General features: G+C 63.9%; 17 protein-coding genes. 16 read left to right on the plus strand and 1 reads right to left on the minus strand.

The window, feature by feature from the left end; translation table 11 throughout:
* The first annotated feature begins 77 nt into the window (after positions 1 to 77).
* From IG627_RS00090 to IG627_RS00155, 14 genes are all read left to right on the plus strand, one after another.
* Positions 78 to 740, plus strand: a complete 663-nt coding sequence (locus IG627_RS00090; protein WP_193189103.1) for a fumarylacetoacetate hydrolase family protein — start codon at positions 78 to 80, stop codon at positions 738 to 740.
* A gap of 311 nt (positions 741 to 1,051) precedes the next feature.
* The gene (locus tag IG627_RS00095; protein WP_193189104.1) at positions 1,052 to 2,575 is read left to right on the plus strand and encodes an aldehyde dehydrogenase; all 1,524 of its coding nucleotides are present in this window, start codon (positions 1,052 to 1,054) and stop codon (positions 2,573 to 2,575) included.
* Between the two features lie 381 nt (positions 2,576 to 2,956).
* Positions 2,957 to 3,319, plus strand: coding sequence for a hypothetical protein (locus IG627_RS00100; protein WP_193189105.1), 363 nt, complete (start codon positions 2,957 to 2,959; stop codon positions 3,317 to 3,319).
* A 73-nt stretch (positions 3,320 to 3,392) separates the two neighbouring features.
* Positions 3,393 to 3,704: a putative signal transducing protein gene (locus IG627_RS00105; protein ID WP_193189106.1), complete on the plus strand. Its 312-nt coding sequence runs from the start codon at positions 3,393 to 3,395 to the stop codon at positions 3,702 to 3,704.
* 7 nt (positions 3,705 to 3,711) lie between these two features.
* Complete coding sequence (locus tag IG627_RS00110; protein ID WP_193189107.1) at positions 3,712 to 4,116, plus strand: VOC family protein; 405 nt, start codon at positions 3,712 to 3,714, stop codon at positions 4,114 to 4,116.
* A 78-nt stretch (positions 4,117 to 4,194) separates the two neighbouring features.
* Positions 4,195 to 4,914: an SIMPL domain-containing protein gene (locus tag IG627_RS00115; RefSeq protein WP_193189108.1), complete on the plus strand. Its 720-nt coding sequence runs from the start codon at positions 4,195 to 4,197 to the stop codon at positions 4,912 to 4,914.
* A gap of 10 nt (positions 4,915 to 4,924) precedes the next feature.
* Entirely contained in the window at positions 4,925 to 5,230 is a 306-nt protein-coding gene (locus IG627_RS00120; protein WP_193189109.1) for a hypothetical protein, read from the plus strand.
* 99 nt (positions 5,231 to 5,329) lie between these two features.
* Positions 5,330 to 5,716 carry a SpoIIAA family protein gene (locus IG627_RS00125; protein WP_193189110.1) on the plus strand — a complete coding sequence of 129 codons (387 nt, stop codon included), beginning with the start codon at positions 5,330 to 5,332 and terminating at the stop codon, positions 5,714 to 5,716.
* 50 nt (positions 5,717 to 5,766) lie between these two features.
* Positions 5,767 to 6,525 carry a TerC family protein gene (locus tag IG627_RS00130; RefSeq protein WP_193189111.1) on the plus strand — a complete coding sequence of 253 codons (759 nt, stop codon included), beginning with the start codon at positions 5,767 to 5,769 and terminating at the stop codon, positions 6,523 to 6,525.
* A 278-nt stretch (positions 6,526 to 6,803) separates the two neighbouring features.
* Complete coding sequence (locus tag IG627_RS00135; RefSeq protein ID WP_193189112.1) at positions 6,804 to 7,922, plus strand: AI-2E family transporter; 1,119 nt, start codon at positions 6,804 to 6,806, stop codon at positions 7,920 to 7,922.
* Positions 7,919 to 9,463 carry an efflux transporter outer membrane subunit gene (locus IG627_RS00140; protein ID WP_193189113.1) on the plus strand — a complete coding sequence of 515 codons (1,545 nt, stop codon included), beginning with the start codon at positions 7,919 to 7,921 and terminating at the stop codon, positions 9,461 to 9,463. Before IG627_RS00135 ends, IG627_RS00140 begins: the two co-directional genes overlap by 4 nt.
* Positions 9,460 to 10,629, plus strand: a complete 1,170-nt coding sequence (locus IG627_RS00145) for an HlyD family secretion protein (protein ID WP_193189114.1) — start codon at positions 9,460 to 9,462, stop codon at positions 10,627 to 10,629. The genes IG627_RS00140 and IG627_RS00145 overlap by 4 nt, the downstream gene beginning before the upstream one ends.
* Complete coding sequence (locus tag IG627_RS00150) at positions 10,630 to 11,724, plus strand: DUF2955 domain-containing protein (RefSeq protein ID WP_226864555.1); 1,095 nt, start codon at positions 10,630 to 10,632, stop codon at positions 11,722 to 11,724.
* The gene (locus IG627_RS00155; RefSeq protein WP_193189115.1) at positions 11,724 to 12,173 is read left to right on the plus strand and encodes a potassium channel family protein; all 450 of its coding nucleotides are present in this window, start codon (positions 11,724 to 11,726) and stop codon (positions 12,171 to 12,173) included. The genes IG627_RS00150 and IG627_RS00155 overlap by 1 nt, the downstream gene beginning before the upstream one ends.
* 145 nt (positions 12,174 to 12,318) lie before the next feature.
* On the opposite strand, the gene IG627_RS00160 is transcribed toward IG627_RS00155, so the two are convergent.
* Positions 12,319 to 13,329, minus strand: coding sequence for an AraC family transcriptional regulator (locus IG627_RS00160; RefSeq protein ID WP_193189116.1), 1,011 nt, complete (start codon positions 13,327 to 13,329; stop codon positions 12,319 to 12,321).
* Positions 13,330 to 13,639: 310 nt separating this feature from the next.
* Between IG627_RS00160 and IG627_RS00165 the strand changes: the two genes are divergently transcribed.
* Both IG627_RS00165 and IG627_RS00170 read left to right on the plus strand, forming a co-directional pair.
* The gene (locus IG627_RS00165) at positions 13,640 to 14,620 is read left to right on the plus strand and encodes a quinone oxidoreductase family protein (protein WP_193189117.1); all 981 of its coding nucleotides are present in this window, start codon (positions 13,640 to 13,642) and stop codon (positions 14,618 to 14,620) included.
* A 12-nt stretch (positions 14,621 to 14,632) separates the two neighbouring features.
* Positions 14,633 to 15,481: a TauD/TfdA dioxygenase family protein gene (locus IG627_RS00170; RefSeq protein ID WP_193189118.1), complete on the plus strand. Its 849-nt coding sequence runs from the start codon at positions 14,633 to 14,635 to the stop codon at positions 15,479 to 15,481.
* Positions 15,482 to 15,491: the final 10 nt, after the last annotated feature.

Consider the following 15,491-nt stretch of genomic DNA (forward strand, 5'->3'; position numbering starts at 1 on the left):
CGGCGAGGGCGCGATCATACCACAAGCGCCCTGTGGCGCTTTATTCGAAATGTCTATCCTAAGTATCTAATTCAGTTATGTACCGACACCAATATACCTGCGGCACCGGGACCAACCTGAATCTGGGCAAGATTGTCTGCGTCGGCCGCAACTATGCCGATCACGCCGCCGAACTGAACAACCCGGTGCCGGAGAACCCGCTGCTGTTTATCAAGCCGGCCACCGCTGCCGTGCCCATGGCCGAGCCGGTCCACCTGCCGGCGGGCCGCGGCGGCTGCCACTTCGAGGGGGAGCTGGCGCTACTGATCGGCGCTCCCCTGACCGGCGCCAACGCGGCCGAGGTGCCCGCCGCCATCGCCGGCCTGGGCCTGGCGCTGGACCTTACCCTGCGCGAGCTGCAGTCACAGCTGAAGAAGGACGGCCACCCCTGGGAGATAGCCAAGGGCTTCGACGGCGCCTGCCCCCTGTCGCCCTTCGTGAAGCTGGACTGGGCGCCGGACTGGGATGGCCTCACCTACTCCCTGTGGCTGAACGGCGAGCTGCGCCAGCGCGGCAAGACGGCCCATATGCTGACGCCGATCCTCGACCTGGTGGCCTATATCAGCGGCCATTTCACCCTGCAGCCCGGCGATGTGGTGCTCACCGGCACTCCGGCCGGCGTCGGCGAGCTGCTGCACGGCGACCACATCGCCATGCAGCTGGAGGACGACTGGCTGCGGGTGGAGACGAGTGTGGCCTGATAGAAGGTCGAGCTGCAGCGTCGTACCGGCAATGAATGCAATCAGGCAGCTACTCTGTACCAGAACAAACTTTCATTGATCCGTCATACCGGCGCGGGCCGGTATCCAGTGCGGTGGTTCCCGGGTTCCGGTACCGGTTCAAGTCCGGCACAGGCTCTGCGCCGGAATGACGAGAGAACCTTGTAGAGGCGAACCTTGTGGTCGCCCGGCGGAGCCTGGCGGTGGCGACAAGACTTCTGATATTCTTTGATTTGTGATCACATTTTCGGTATAAACCGAACAATAATTCAATTTTCAAGAAGAGGTGTGCCATGTCAGCGCAACAGTCATCTCCACAACAGGAGACTCCCCAAACCCTGCAGGAGTGGCAGGCCCTGGCGGCCGGCCTCGAGATAGAGGGCCGCGCCTTTATCAACGGCGAGTATGTGGACGCCCTGTCCGGCGATACCCGCCCGACCACCAATCCGGCGGACGGTCGGGAGCTGGCGCAGATCGCCAGCTGTGGTCCCGAGGACGCCGAACTGGCGGTCAAGGTGGCCCGCGAGACCTTTGAGTCCGGCGTCTGGTCCAACATGCCGCCGATGGAGCGCAAGAAGGTCATGGTGCGCTTCGCCGAGCTGATCGAACAGAACAAGGTGGAAATTGCCCTGCTCGAGAGCCTGGATGCCGGCAAGCCGATCAGCGACACCATGAATGTGGACGTCCCCGGTGCCGTCACCACCATCCGCTGGACCGGCGAGGCCATCGACAAGGTCTACGACGAGGTCGCCCCCACTGGCCCGAACGAGCTGGCGCTGGTGCAGCGCATGCCCCTGGGCGTGGTCGCCGCAATCGTGCCCTGGAACTTTCCCCTGTCCACCACCGCCTGGAAACTGGGCCCGGCACTGGCCACCGGCAACAGCGTGATCCTGAAGCCCGCCTCCAACACCCCGCTGACCGCTATTAAGCTGGCCGGCCTGGCAAAGGAGGCTGGACTGCCGGACGGCGTCCTGAACGTATTGCCGGGACCGGGCTCCAGCCTGGGCAAGGCCCTGGGCCTGCATATGGATATCGACTGCCTGACCTTCACCGGTTCCACCGAGGTGGGCAAGACCCTGACCGAGTACGCCGGCCAGTCCAACCTGAAGCGCACCTTCCTCGAGCTGGGCGGCAAGAGCCCCAATATCGTGTTCGCCGATGCGGACCTGGCCAAGGCCGCCGAGGCCGCGGCCCTGGCCGTCTTCTACAACCAGGGCGAGACCTGCACTGCCGGTACCCGCCTGCTGGTGGAGAAAGGCATAGCGGCAGAGTTTATCGAGAAGGTGAAAAAGGCCACCGAGCGCTTTGTGCCCGGCCACCCGCAGGACCCCAGCACTGTCATGGGGGCGCTGATCGACCAGAGCCAGTTCGACACCGTCGAGTTCTACGTGGCCAAGGGCCTGGAGCAGGGCGCGCAGCTGGTGTGCGGCGGCGCGCCGGCGGACGCGGTGGCAGGCGGTCACTATTACGAGCCCACCATCTTCCGCGGTGTCACCGGTGAGATGACCATCGCCCGCGAGGAGATCTTCGGCCCTGTGCTGTCGGTGATCGAATTCGACAGCGAAGAGGATGCGCTGCGTATCGCCAACGATTCCATCTACGGCCTCGCCGCCGGCATCTGGACCAAAGACATCAACCGCGCTCACCGCATGGCTCGCAATGTCCGCGCCGGCTCCGTGTGGGTGAACAACTACTTCGGCGGCGACATCACCGTGCCCTTCGGCGGCTTCAAACAGTCCGGCAACGGTCGCGACAAGTCCCTGCACGCGCTGGACAAGTACTGTGAACTGAAGTCCACCTGGATCGATTTGAGCTGATTACAGCTACTGCGCCGGCGCCTGGCGGCGTCCGGCGGTGCGCGGCGGTGCGCGGCGTCCTCACGTACTAAAGTACGCTCCGGCGCCTGTGCTCCGGCGGCCACCACCAGCCACCCGCTCGCTACACTGTAACCAACTCAAATACCGCTGATCGAAATATTGCTCTAGGGCTGCGCTGCAGCCCGGACTCCTGTGACTTGGGCCGCAATTGCGGCCCCTTTTTTATTCTCCAGCCCCAATTTTTTCGCGCTCCCGGTTGGCGCGGATTTTTGTTCTCGTCTATACCTAAATCATTATTGTCCTGGAATGAATCTGGCGACATGCTCACCTTGGCGGGCAGCCCTGCCCGCCGTTTTTTTGATTGCCCAGGAGAGACGTCGCGTGAAGTGCGTTTGCCTGTTTCTGCTGATACTGCCGTTTGCCGGTGCTGCCTGGGCCAATAACACAAGCCCGCAGCCACTGGGTAAAATCGGCGCTTTGCTGGATATAGAGTCGGTCCGGGCGGGAGATTGGATCCAGTTATTCGTCTGTCGCGGTGAACGGGTCGAAGCCGGGCAGAGACTGGCCGTGCAGAGAAATGGTTCCGGCAGGGTGGTGCAGGAATACATCGCCGGCAGCAGTGGCAGGGCGACGGTCGCCGGGCGTGTCGGCCTGGGGGCCATCGACACCACTGTGGAAATCGGTACCGTCAGCACCGGCGACAGTTGCGCGGGCAGGGACTGTTCCATGGCCGATAAAGATTGATTGGCTATAAAAGATTTGAGTTGCCGATAGGGGCTGTTACTCTCGGGGTCGCACAAGCGGCCCTTTTTTATTGATGAAATTAATTTACACCCACGAAAACCGCCTGCTGGTAGAACTGGCCAGGAGCAGGCTGGAAGTCGCCGGCATAGCGGTTTTCCTGAAGAACGAGTTCGCCCAGGGCGCATCCGGCGACCTGGCGCCACACCAGTCCTGGCCGGAACTGTGGCTCGAACGGGAGCGGGACTACGAGCGCGCGCGCCAGCTGCTCGCCGACGCCGAGGCAGAGCTCGAGTCCTGGCGCTGTCGCGACTGCGGTGAGGAGAATGGCGCGGCTTTCGATTATTGCTGGAACTGCCAGCAGTCGCGGCCCGCTTCCGAAGGGTGAAAATGCCATGCAATTCCTGATCAATATCGATGTCGACGACCTGGAGCGCGCGATCGCTTTCTATCGCGATGCCTTCGGCCTGCATATAGGCCGCCGTTTCGGTACCGGTGGAGTGGAAATGCTCGGCGGCAATGCGCCCCTCTACCTGCTGGTCAAGGAGACCGGTTCAAGGGTCGCGGAACCGCTGGCGCAGACGCGCCGCTACGAGCGCCACTGGACGCCGGTGCATCTGGATATGGTGGTGGAGGATGTGGAGGCCGCGGTGGCGCGCGCCCTGGCCGCCGGCGCGAAACTGGAGAGCGAAATCCGGGTCAATAAGTGGGGCGCTATCGCCGGCCTGTCGGACCTCTTCGGCCACGGCTTCTGCCTGCTGGAGTTTCGCGGGCGCGGTTACGACGAGATCTGTCTCTGATTCAGTCTCGATTCAGCGTTCAGGGGCGATCTTTGTGGTCGCCTTTTGCGAGCGCCCGACATTCTTTTGGAATCGACCATGAAAACACAAAGCATCACTCCCGCCCTTCTCCTCGGCGCCGGCATACTGCTGGGGCTGGCATCGCTCGGCTACCTGCTCGGCACCGCCGTGGAGAAGTTCAAGGGCTACGAGCGCACTGTCACCGTCAAGGGGCTGGCGGAGCGCGAGGTGCCGGCGGACATCGTTATCTGGCCTATCCAGTTCACCGCCGCCAGCAATGACCTGCCCTCCCTCTACCAGGGCGTCGCCGCCAACAGCGAGCGCATCGAGAAATTCCTCGGCGAGCAGGGTATAGCGCCGCAGGCGGTGTCCGTATCCCTGCCGGCCATTACCGACAAGTCCGCGCAACAGTACGGCGGCGGCCAGAGGCCCGAGTTCCGCTACACGGCGCTGCAGACGGTAACCGTTTATTCCGAACAGGTGGACAAGGTGCGCGCGGCCATGGACAAACTGGCGGACCTGGGCAGGGAGGGCATCGCCTTCTCCAGCAACAACTACCAGGGGCAGATCGAATACATCTTTACCGGATTGAACGATATCAAGCCGCAGATGGTGGAACAGGCCACCGTCGAGGCGCGACAGGTCGCACAGAAGTTTGCCGAGGACTCCGATAGCCTGCTGGGCAAGATCAAGCGCGCCTCCCAGGGGCAGTTCAGCATCAGCGACCGCGACAAGAACAACCCCCATATCAAGAAGGTGCGCGTCGTATCCACGGTCGAATACTACCTTTCTGATTGAGGGCAAACCCATGTTCAGATCCGCAATCGCCGCAGGGCTCAGTGCCCTGTTGCTACTGCCGGCCGCCGGCGCGCTGGCCAAGCCCAACAAGGAGCTGCCGCCGGGTCTGCAGAAAAAGGTCGAGCGCGGCGACGAGCTGCCCCCGGGCTGGCAGAAGAAGCTGCAGGTGGGCGCTATCCTGGAGCATGAAATCTACCAGCACGGTGTGGTGGTCAGGCCGGTCGACAAGCACGGCGTGGTGACCATCAGCATCGAGGGCGAGATAGTGCGCCTGATGCACCACACCCGCGAGATAGTCGAGATTCTCAGCCACTGATTCCCCCGCGCCCGCCCTTGTGCGGGCCACCTGTTGCTGCGCCTCCCAATACGGACTTCGCCACACTATAAATGCCACACGGAGTAGCGGGAGCCGCTTATGAGTGTGCAACGTCACGGCGTTTCGATCGGCCTCGAGCGCACCGACGGTGAGTTTTTTCTCACCATGCATGTGCGCGGCAAGCTGACCCACGACGACTACCAGTCCCTGGTGCCCATGCTCGAGTCCGCCATCGAGGGGGTGGCGCACCCGAAGATCAACGTCTTCTTCGACGCGACGGAGATGGAGGGCTGGGAGCCGCGCGCGGCCTGGGACGATCTCAAGCTGGGAGTGAAGCACGGGCGCCAGTTCAATCGTATCGCCATGCTCGGCAACCGCCGCTGGCAGGAGATGGCGGCCAGGGTGGGCAGTTGGTTTATCGGCGGTGAGGCGCGCTACTTCGAAGACGAAACGGAGGCCATGGCCTGGCTGGGTGAAGACGCATAGAATAGCCCGCTCAAATCATTCCCCCCTTTGTACTGAAAAGGAATTCCTAAATGTTTGAATGGGTGGCCAACCCCGAGGCCTGGGTGGCACTGGCGACACTGGCGGCGCTGGAAATCGTCCTGGGCATCGACAATATCATCTTTATTTCCATCCTCGTCGGCCGCCTGCCGGAAAAGCAGCGCGAACCGGCGCGCTTTATCGGCCTGACCCTGGCGATGGTCACGCGCCTGGCGCTGCTGTTTTCCATCGTCTGGATCATGGGGCTGGTGGAGCCCTGGTTTACGGTATTCGGCATGGAAATATCCGGCCGCGACGTCATCCTGATCGGCGGCGGCCTCTTCCTGCTCGTCAAAGCCGTCCACGAGATTCACGGCAGCCTGGAGGGCGCCGAGCAGACCGTCAGCACCGCAACCGCATCCTTCGGCGTGGTGCTGGTACAGATCGCGATCCTGGATATCGTTTTCTCACTGGACTCGGTGATCACCGCCGTGGGTCTGGTGGACCAGATCTCGATTATGGCCATCGCCATTATCCTGGCGGTACTGGTCATGCTGATAGCCGCCAAGCCCATCGGCGACTTCGTCGACCGCCACCCGACGGTAAAAATGCTCGCGCTGGCGTTCCTGATACTGGTGGGTTTCACCCTGATTATCGAGGGCTTTGATGTGCACGTGCCCAAGGGCTATATCTACTTCGCCATGGCCTTCTCGGTTGCGGTGGAAATGCTCAACCTGCGCCTGCGCAGGAAACAGGCGCCGCCGGTGGAACTGCACAAACCCTACCGCGAGGAAAACGCGGAGCCGGGCTGAATCCGGTCGATCACCGTATCGGATCCGTAGATACCCTGTTTCAATCCGAGCCATCACTGGCTCGTCATACCGGCGCAGGGCGGTATGACGAGAAAGCCGACCTGAAGGAGCCGCCACCGGAAACACCCCGCGAACGCGCCGCAAACAGCAATTGCGGCCCTGGCATTTGAGCGCCCGCGACAAAATCCGTCATTGGGCGGCTGCTATAATTCCTGCCGGAAGCGGGTCGCCCAGGGAACCGGAATTGCCACCCGCCCGTAAAAATGGGAGTTGGGTTCATGGACGCACCCGAGAACAATCGCCGCGCCTCCGATCCCAGTGCGCTGGTGGATGTCGCGGTGCGCCTGGCCCTGTTGGCGCTGCTGGCCTGGCTGGCCGCGCGCGCCTTCGCACCTTTCCTCTCTTTCATGATGTGGGCCCTGGTGCTGGCCATCTCCCTGTATCCGCTGAATCAGATGCTGGTCTCAAAAACGGGCACCTCAAAGGGCCGCGCCGCCTGCCTGTTGGTCCTGTTGATGTTGTTGTTGCTCGGTGTGCCCACCGTGCTGCTCGGCATTTCCTTTGTCGATCATATGCTGGAGATCTACCGGGAGTTCTCTCGGGGAAGCCTGGCCGTCCCCCCGCCGAAACCGGAGGTGGAAGAGTGGCCGCTGGTCGGCGACAAGCTGTATGCGGCCTGGCAGAGCGCTTCCGGCAACCTCGACGCCTTTATCAAAAGTTACGAACAACAGCTGCGCACCATCTCGCGGGAAGCGGCCACCGCCGTGGGCGGCATGCTGGCCAAGTTGCTCGCTTTCATCGGCGCGTTCATCGTCGCTGGAATCATGTTGGCTTACGCCGCACCCGGCGAGGAATCCTCGCGTCGCATATTCAGCCGTATCTGCGGCCCCAGATTCGGCCCGGAGCTGCTCGACCTCTCCGTCGCCACCGTGCGTTCGGTGACCTCGGGGGTGATCGGGGTGGCGTTTATCCAGGCGGTATTGCTGGGTATCGGCTTCCTGCTGGGCGGGGTACCCGCCGCCGGCCTGCTGGCACTTGTCGCGCTGCTGCTCGGTATTGCCCAGGTTCCGGCGATAGTGCTCGTCGTCCCCGTGCTGGCCTGGATATGGGGGAAGGGCGATGGCTCCACCGGGGCGAACACGCTGGTCACCATCTACCTGGTACTGGCCGGCCTGGCGGACAATGTGCTCAAGCCGCTGATGCTCGGCCGCGGCCTGGCCGTGCCCATGCCGGTGATTCTGCTCGGCGCCATCGGCGGCATGATTTCCGCCGGCCTGATCGGCCTGTTCATCGGCGCCGTCACCCTCGCACTGGCTTACCAGATCTTCTGGGCCTGGGTACATGGTGCTGAGCCAGAGCGCACCCCCGACCCCGGCGCCGACCCGGGCGGCGAATGATTCGAGCGGCCAGTGCCCACGCCGTTTCCCGCCCGCTGGGTGCCCTGCTGCTGGCGAGCGCGGCCGCCTGCGCGCCGCTTGGCCCCAACTTCAGTGAGCCCGATATCGCCTGGCTTGCGGCATGGCAGCCGCAACTCTACGGCCAGGTGAGCTGGGACCCGCAGGCCGACAATATCAGCCAGTGGTGGCGGCGCTTCGGCGACCCGGTGCTCGACGACCTGCTGGCGCAGGCGCGCTTCGAGAACCCCGACCTGCGCATCGCCGGCCTGCGCATTCTCGAGAGCCGCGCCTTATTGGGGATAGCCACCGGCCTGAAGTATCCACAGCTGCAGCAGATCAATGCGTCCGGGGCCTACGTCTCCGAATACATTGACGGTGGACCCAGTGACGGCCACCGGGATTACCGCACCGGTGACGCCGCCTTCGATATCCAGTGGGAGATGGATTTCTGGGGGCGTTTCCGTCGCGGTATTGAATCTGCCGACGCGGCCTATTTTGCCTCGGTGGCCAACCAGCGCGACGTGCAGGTGCTGCTGATGGCACAGGTCGCTATCCTCTATTACGGCTACAAGACCACCCTGCAGCGCATCGATATAGCGCGCGACAACGTCGCCCTGCAGGAGCGCAGCCTGGAGATCACCCGCAAACTGTTCGAGAGTGGCCAGGAATCCGAACTCGATCTGCAGCAGGCGCGCACCCAGTACCTCGCCACCCTGGCCAGTATCCCCGACCTGGAGCTGGATCTGGTCCGGCAGCGCAACGCGCTCTGCGCACTGCTGGGGCGGGCGCCGGGAGATCTGCCGGAACTGGCAAATGTCGATGGCCGGTTACCGGCACCGGGACAGATTCTCCTGCGCGAGATGCCCGCGAACCTGCTGCTGCGGCGCCCGGATGTGCGCCGGGCGGCCTGGCAGGCGGCGTCGCAGTCGGCGCAGGTGGGGGTGGCGCTGACGGATCTCTACCCGGCCATTTCCCTGTTCGGCACCGTCGGCTGGTCCGGCAACAGCCTGGACTCGGTGGGAGATGTGTCCCGGCTGGTGGCGGGGCCGGCCCTGACCTGGAACATCTTCAGTTACGGGCGCCTCGAAAACAATGTGCGGGTCCAGGATGCGCGCCTGCAGCAGGCACTGGAAAGTTTTCGCGCCACAGTCTTCGGTGCAGCGCGCGAAATCGATGACGCCGCCAGCCGCATCGACCAGACCGGGGCCCGTCAGAATATTCTCGACGAGTCCCTGGTGTCGGCGGAGCGTTCGCTGGAGATAGCCACCCGCCAGTACCAGGAGGGCTATGCCGACTTCCAGCGCGTGCTCGATGCCCAGGCGGCGGTCTTCTCCCAGTCCGACCTGGTCGCCCTCAACCGCGGTGAGCATGTAGCTGCCATTATTGATCTGTACACATCACTGGGAGGCGGCTGGCGCGAGGTGACCATCGACGACGTGATTCCGCCGGAAGTGCGCGAGCAGATGCGCGAGCGCACCGACTGGGGCGATCTGCTGGAGGCGCCATTGCCGCTGCCGCCCGACGGGGGGCAGGCGCCGTGAGCCGGGAGAGTGTCGAGACCGAGCGGGATGCGCCGACTGCGGAAGAGACCGCGGTTGCGCCACCGCCGGAATCGACCGAATCCGCCCCGGCACGGGCAGTGGGGCGGGGTGTGAAGATACTGCTCGCGCTGATCCTGGTCTCGCTGTTCTGGTACCTGCTCGCCGACCGCTTCACTCCCTATACCGACCAGGCCAGGATCCAGGGTTATGTGGTGGGTGTGGCGCCCAAGGTCGCCGGTGTCGTCACCAAAGTGTGGGTGACCAACAACCAGCGGGTACAGGCCGGGGACAAGCTGTTCGCGATCGATGACGCTGAGTACCAGGTGGCGCTGGTGCGCGCCCGCGCCAACCTCGACAACACCTGGCAGCAGGTGGCGGCCGGGGATGCTGCGGTGGCGCAGGCGAGAGCCAACCTGCGCGTCGCTGTGGCCGGGCAGCGGGAATCGGAGCAGGACTACACGCGCCTGAAGCGCCTGTGGGAGGACGATCCAGGCACCATCTCCGTGCGTCGCCTGGAGATTTCCCGCGCCAACCTGGAACAGGCCCGCGCCCGGGTCGCGGCGGCGGAAGCGGCCATCCAGGAAGCCATCGACCAGATGGGTGGCGCCAGTGAGGAGACCAACACCCGCCTGCAGCTGGCCCGCGCCGAGATGGCCCAGGCACAGCTGGACCTCGACAATACTGTCGTGGTCGCGGAGGCCGGCGGTGTTATTACCGACCTGCGTACTGAGATTGGCCTCTATGCCGGTGCCGGCAGTCCGGTGCTGACACTGATTGCGCTGGAGGACCTGTGGATCAGCGCGGATTTCACCGAGAACAACCTGGGCCACCTGCAGCAGGGAACGCCGGTGGAGATACTGCTGGATGCCCTGCCGGGACAGGTGCTGAAGGGGCGTGTGCGCGATATAGGCCTGGGGGTCAGCGTCGGCAGTGCACCGCCGCCCGGCAGATTGCCCAGCGTGGACAACAATCGCGACTGGCTGCGCCAGGCGCAGCGCTTCCCGGTGCGGGTGGAGTTCAACGAGCCGCCGCCGCCGGAGCTGCTGCACCAGTTGCGCATCGGCGGCCAGGCATCGGTCATCGCCTACACCGAGGGCCACGGCCTGTTGCGGCTGCTCGGCAAACTGTATATCCGCGTGCTCAGCTACCTCTCCTACGCCTATTGAATGGAAAACGAGATGGAGGCCTCCGACGACAGGACACCAGTCACCACGCAGCGCAAAGACCGCGGCCCCATGCCGCTGGCCGCGCGCCGCTGTTACCGGCTGGCTTGCAGCACCGGCTTGGCGCTGGCCCTGTGCTATGGCTTTGACCTGGGGGTGCCCTTTGTCGCGCCCCTGTTCGCCGTCCTGCTGGCGGCCAAGCCGGCGCCGCCCCCGGGAGCCAGGCAGTCCGCCGGCTTGCTGCTGTTTATGGCCCTGGCACTTGGCATCGGTGTGCTGCTGGGCCCGCCGTTACAGCAGGCGCCCTTCTCGACGTTGCTGTTGATCGCGCTGGGGGTCTTCTTCTGCAATCGGCTGGCCATCGTCGGTGGCAAGGAGCTGCCCGCCACCCTGCTCGCCCTCGGCTTTACGGTTATTCCCGCCGCAAACAGCGCCAGTCCGGCGCTGGCAACTGCCCTGGTCCAGGCGATGGTGCTCGGGCTCGCCGTGGCCATCGCCAGCCTGTGGTTGGTATATCCGCTGTTTCCGGAGGACCCGGGCGCTGTCCCGCCACAACCGCCGGCAGCGACACCGGCGCAGGGCAACTGGCTGTCCCTGCGCGCGACATTGATAGTGCTGCCGGCATTTGCCTTCACTCTGACCAATCCCACCACCAACCTGCCGTTCCTGGTGAAGAGCATCCTGCTGGGGCGGGAGGCGAGCGAAATGCAGTTGCGCGGTGCCAGCCGCGAGCTGGTGGGATCCACCCTGCTCGGCGGCCTCTGCGCTGTCGGTGTCTGGTGGTGCCTGAGCCTCGCCGTGGAGCTGTGGTTCTTTACCGGCTGGGTGCTGCTCGTCAGCCTGCTGTTGGCTGCCGGCAGCTACCAGGTGTTTCGCAACCGGCTGACACCGGGGTTCTGGGTCAACACGCTGTTGAACATGCTGATCCTGCTCGGCGCCGCGGTGCAGGACAGCGCCCAGGGCAAGGATGTCTACCAGGCCTTCGTCGTGCGTATGGCACTGTTCCTGGGCGTCGCCGTTTACGCCCTGGCCGCCATGGCCCTGCTCGATTGGTGGCGCGGGCGGACAGTACAGAGATCCCCGGGGGAGGTGGACTGATGCTGCTCAATCTGCTGCTCGGCCTGGCCACCACGGCGGTGTGCCTGCTGCTCCAGAGCCTGCTGGTAGTGGCCGCGCTGCGCTACTTCGTGCGCAGGGAGTACAGGGTATATTCGACCTTCCTCCGAGCGGAGGGGGTGGTCATCGGGCTGATGCTGATCCTGATTTTCGCGAGCCTCGCCCAGATCGCGGTCTGGGCGCTGCTGTTTTACCTGTTGGGCGAGTTTGAGACCCTGGAGCAGGCCTTCTATCACTCGGGGGTGAACTTCGCCACCCTCGGTTACGGGGATATCGTGATGTCGGAGAAGCACCGGCTGCTCGGGCCGCTGGAGGCGATCAACGGGGTGCTGATGATCGGTGTCTCTACCGGTGCCCTGTCGCGGGCGCTCACTGAAGTGGTCAAGGGCCGGGTCCTGCCAGTGCGCGACGAGAAGCCGTCAGAGCGCTGATATCTGTTGAACGGGATAGGCCATCAGCTTCCTCGCGTTTCGGATTTTGACGCTCTGCCTATCCCTGACTTGCTTCCCTTGTCCGATGCCCAGCGAAGCGGGTGGATGACGGTGGGTGCGTCGGCCCTCAATCTGGCGGGGCGAATCAGCCGGATTTCTTTATATGCCTGGCGCGCCACTCGGCCGGGGAGGCGCCGAACTGGGCCTTGAACCAGCGCGTGAAGGAACTCGGCACCGAGTAGCCCAATAGTTCGGCCACCCGGCCCAGGCTGTGCCCGGGGTTTTCGATATGGCGCATGACCAGTTCGCGCCGCACGCTGTTTACCAGGTCGGAAAATGCCGAATCGGATTCATCGAGGCGCCGCTGCAATGTGCGCACGTTCATGCCCAGGGTCATCGCCACCTGGTCGATGGTCGCGCGCCCGGTCGGCAGCAACAGTACGATCATCTTGCGCGCGTCCAGCTCGACGGAGTGCCTGGCCTTTCCCGGCAGGGATTCCACATAGCGCGCGGCAATCTGGGCCAGCGAGGGATCGGCGGTGGGATTGGGGTAATCGAGACTGTCTGCCGGGCAGGTGAAGCCGTTGAACTCGGCGGAAAAATTCAACTTGCAGCGGAAGACGCGACGGTGCACCTGCAGGTCCTCCGGTGCTTCGTGGGTGAAGTTGACGCCGTACGGCTGCCAGTGGGCGCCGAGCAGGGCGCTGCACAGGCGGAAGAGGGCGCCGACGGCGAGCTCCGTCGCCTGCCGCGAAGCCATCGGCGGATCGGTCACCACCTCGTCGCGCACTATCACCGTTTTTCCCGCCTCCTCGATGCTGATCGCCAGGCCCTCATTGAGCAGGTGCTCGTACTGCACCACCGCCTGTAACGCATTGCGCAGGGTGGGCTGGTGGGTCAGCAACAGGCTCACCGCGCCGAAGTCCGCCAGCTGGCGCGACTCCGCCATGCGCAGTCCGAAGGCAATGCAGTTGCTCTCGCGGGCCGATTCCTCCAGCAGTGCGATGGCCGCCGCCGCCGGGATGCGCTGCTCGGGATCGGCCAGTTGCGAGCGGCTGAAGCCGAATTTGCTGAGCAGCGGCTGGGGATTGAGCCCCAGGTGTTCCGCCACCTCGAAATAGTTGGTCAGTGCCGCGGCCCGAAAGAGTGTCGCCATAGCTTGAACCCCGCCATTAGTGTCTGTCGCCGGCCGCCCTCAGCGCGCGGGGCAGCCCGGTAAATCCAACAGCGCCATTGTCGTGAAAAGGAAGCTGCATGGCGTGCATTGCGGTTCCTTACACTCGGTGCCTGGCTATTTTAGCGCGTAATTTCCCGGTTTATTGCCGCATTTACCAATGTCGTGAAAAGAAAAGTGCCTGTCGCGCAGAGAAAAGAGATATCCGCTCCGGTTGCCTAAAGTAGGGACGAACAGGGTGTGCCGCTGGGCTAGCCCGGCAAAAAACCGAGTTTGCAGACAGGTGATCAGAATGGCAAAAGCCGTGCGCATTTACGAAAAGGGTGGCCCCGAGATGCTTCGCTATGAGGACGTCGAAGTGCCCGAGCCGGGCCCCGGCCAGGTACACATCCGCCACGTGGCGGTCGGCCTGAATTACGCCGATACCTATTTCCGCAACGGCACCTATCCGTTGCCGATGCCCAACGGTATGGGGGTGGAGGCCTCGGGTGTGGTGCTGTCCGTCGGCGAGGGTGTCACCAATGTGAAGCCCGGCGATCGCGTCACCTACACCGGTTTTATCAACACACTGGGCGCCTACAGCACCGAGCGCCTTGTGCCGGCCGCGCCGCTGATAAAGCTGCCGGAAACCATTGCCTTTGAAACCGCCGCGGCCATGACCATGCGCGGCCTGACTTCGGCCTACCTGATGCGCCGCATCTACCCGTTCCAGCCCGGCGACACCATTCTGCTACACGCTGCCGCGGGCGGCGTCGGCCTGATTATCTCCCAATGGGCGAAACTGCTTGGCCTGAATGTGATCGGCACAGTGTCCACCGACGCCAAGGCGGAGATAGCGCGCGCGCACGGTTGCGATTACACGATCAACTACAGCTGTGAGGATGTTCCCACACGTGTGCGCGAAATCACCGGTGGCGGAGGGGTTGCGGTGGTGTTCGACAGTGTCGGCCGCGACACCTTTATGGGATCCCTGGACTCGCTAAAACGCCGCGGCCTGATGGTCTGCGTCGGCACCGCATCCGGCACTATTCCGCCGTTTGATCCGCAACTGCTGGCGATGAAGGGCTCGCTGTATATGACGCGCCCGGCGCTGGCGGACTATATCGCCGATCCGGCAGAGAAGGCCGATCTGGCCGGGGAGATTTTCGACCACATCGCCGCCGGGCGCATCCGCATCGAGATCAACCAGCACTATGCATTGCAGGATGCGGTGCAGGCGCACCGGGATCTCGAAGCGCGCAAGACCACCGGCTCCTCGATTTTCATCATCTGAGGAGGTGTGACCATGCGCGTAGAGCCATTGACCTGCAGTATCGGCGCCGAGCTGGGTGGTGTGAGTCTCGCCGATGCGGTGCGCGACGACGGACTCTTTGCCGACATCCGTGCGCTGCTACTGCAACACAAGGTGTTGTTCCTGCGCGACCAGGAGTTCAGTCGCGCCGAGCATGTGGCCTTCGCGCGCGGCTTCGGTGAACTGGAGGACCATCCGGTAGCCGGCAGTGATCCCGAGCACCCGGGCCTGGTGCAGATTTACAAGTCGCCGGAGCAGCTGGCGGATCGCTACGAAAACGCCTGGCACACCGATGCCACCTGGCGCGAGGCGCCGCCGATGGGCTGTGTATTGCGCTGCGTCGAGTGCCCCCCGGTCGGCGGCGACACCATGTGGGCGAATATGGCGCTGGCCTATGAAAAGCTGCCGGCGCACATCAAGGAACAGATCGCCGGCCTGCGCGCCCGTCACAGCATCGAGGCGAGTTTCGGCGCGGCCATGCCAGTGGAAAAACGCCTCGCGCTCAAGGCCCAGTACCCGGATGCGGAACACCCGGTGGTGCGCATCCACCCGGAAACCGGCGAGAAGATTCTGTTCGTCAACGCCTTCACCACCCACTTCACCAATTACCACACGCCCGAGCGGGTGCGTTTCGGCCAGGATGCCAACCCCGGCGCCAGCCAGCTGCTCAACTACCTGATCAGCCAGGCGTACATCCCCGAGTACCAGGTGCGCTGGCGCTGGCAGAAAAACAGTGTGGCCATCTGGGACAACCGCAGCACCCAGCACTATGCGGTGATGGACTACCCGCCCTGCCATCGCAAGATGGAGCGGGCCGGGATCATCGGCGACCAACCCTACTGACCGGCAACAC

This window comes from Microbulbifer taiwanensis (assembly GCF_014904815.1).
GTDB classification, from domain to species: domain Bacteria; phylum Pseudomonadota; class Gammaproteobacteria; order Pseudomonadales; family Cellvibrionaceae; genus Microbulbifer; species Microbulbifer taiwanensis.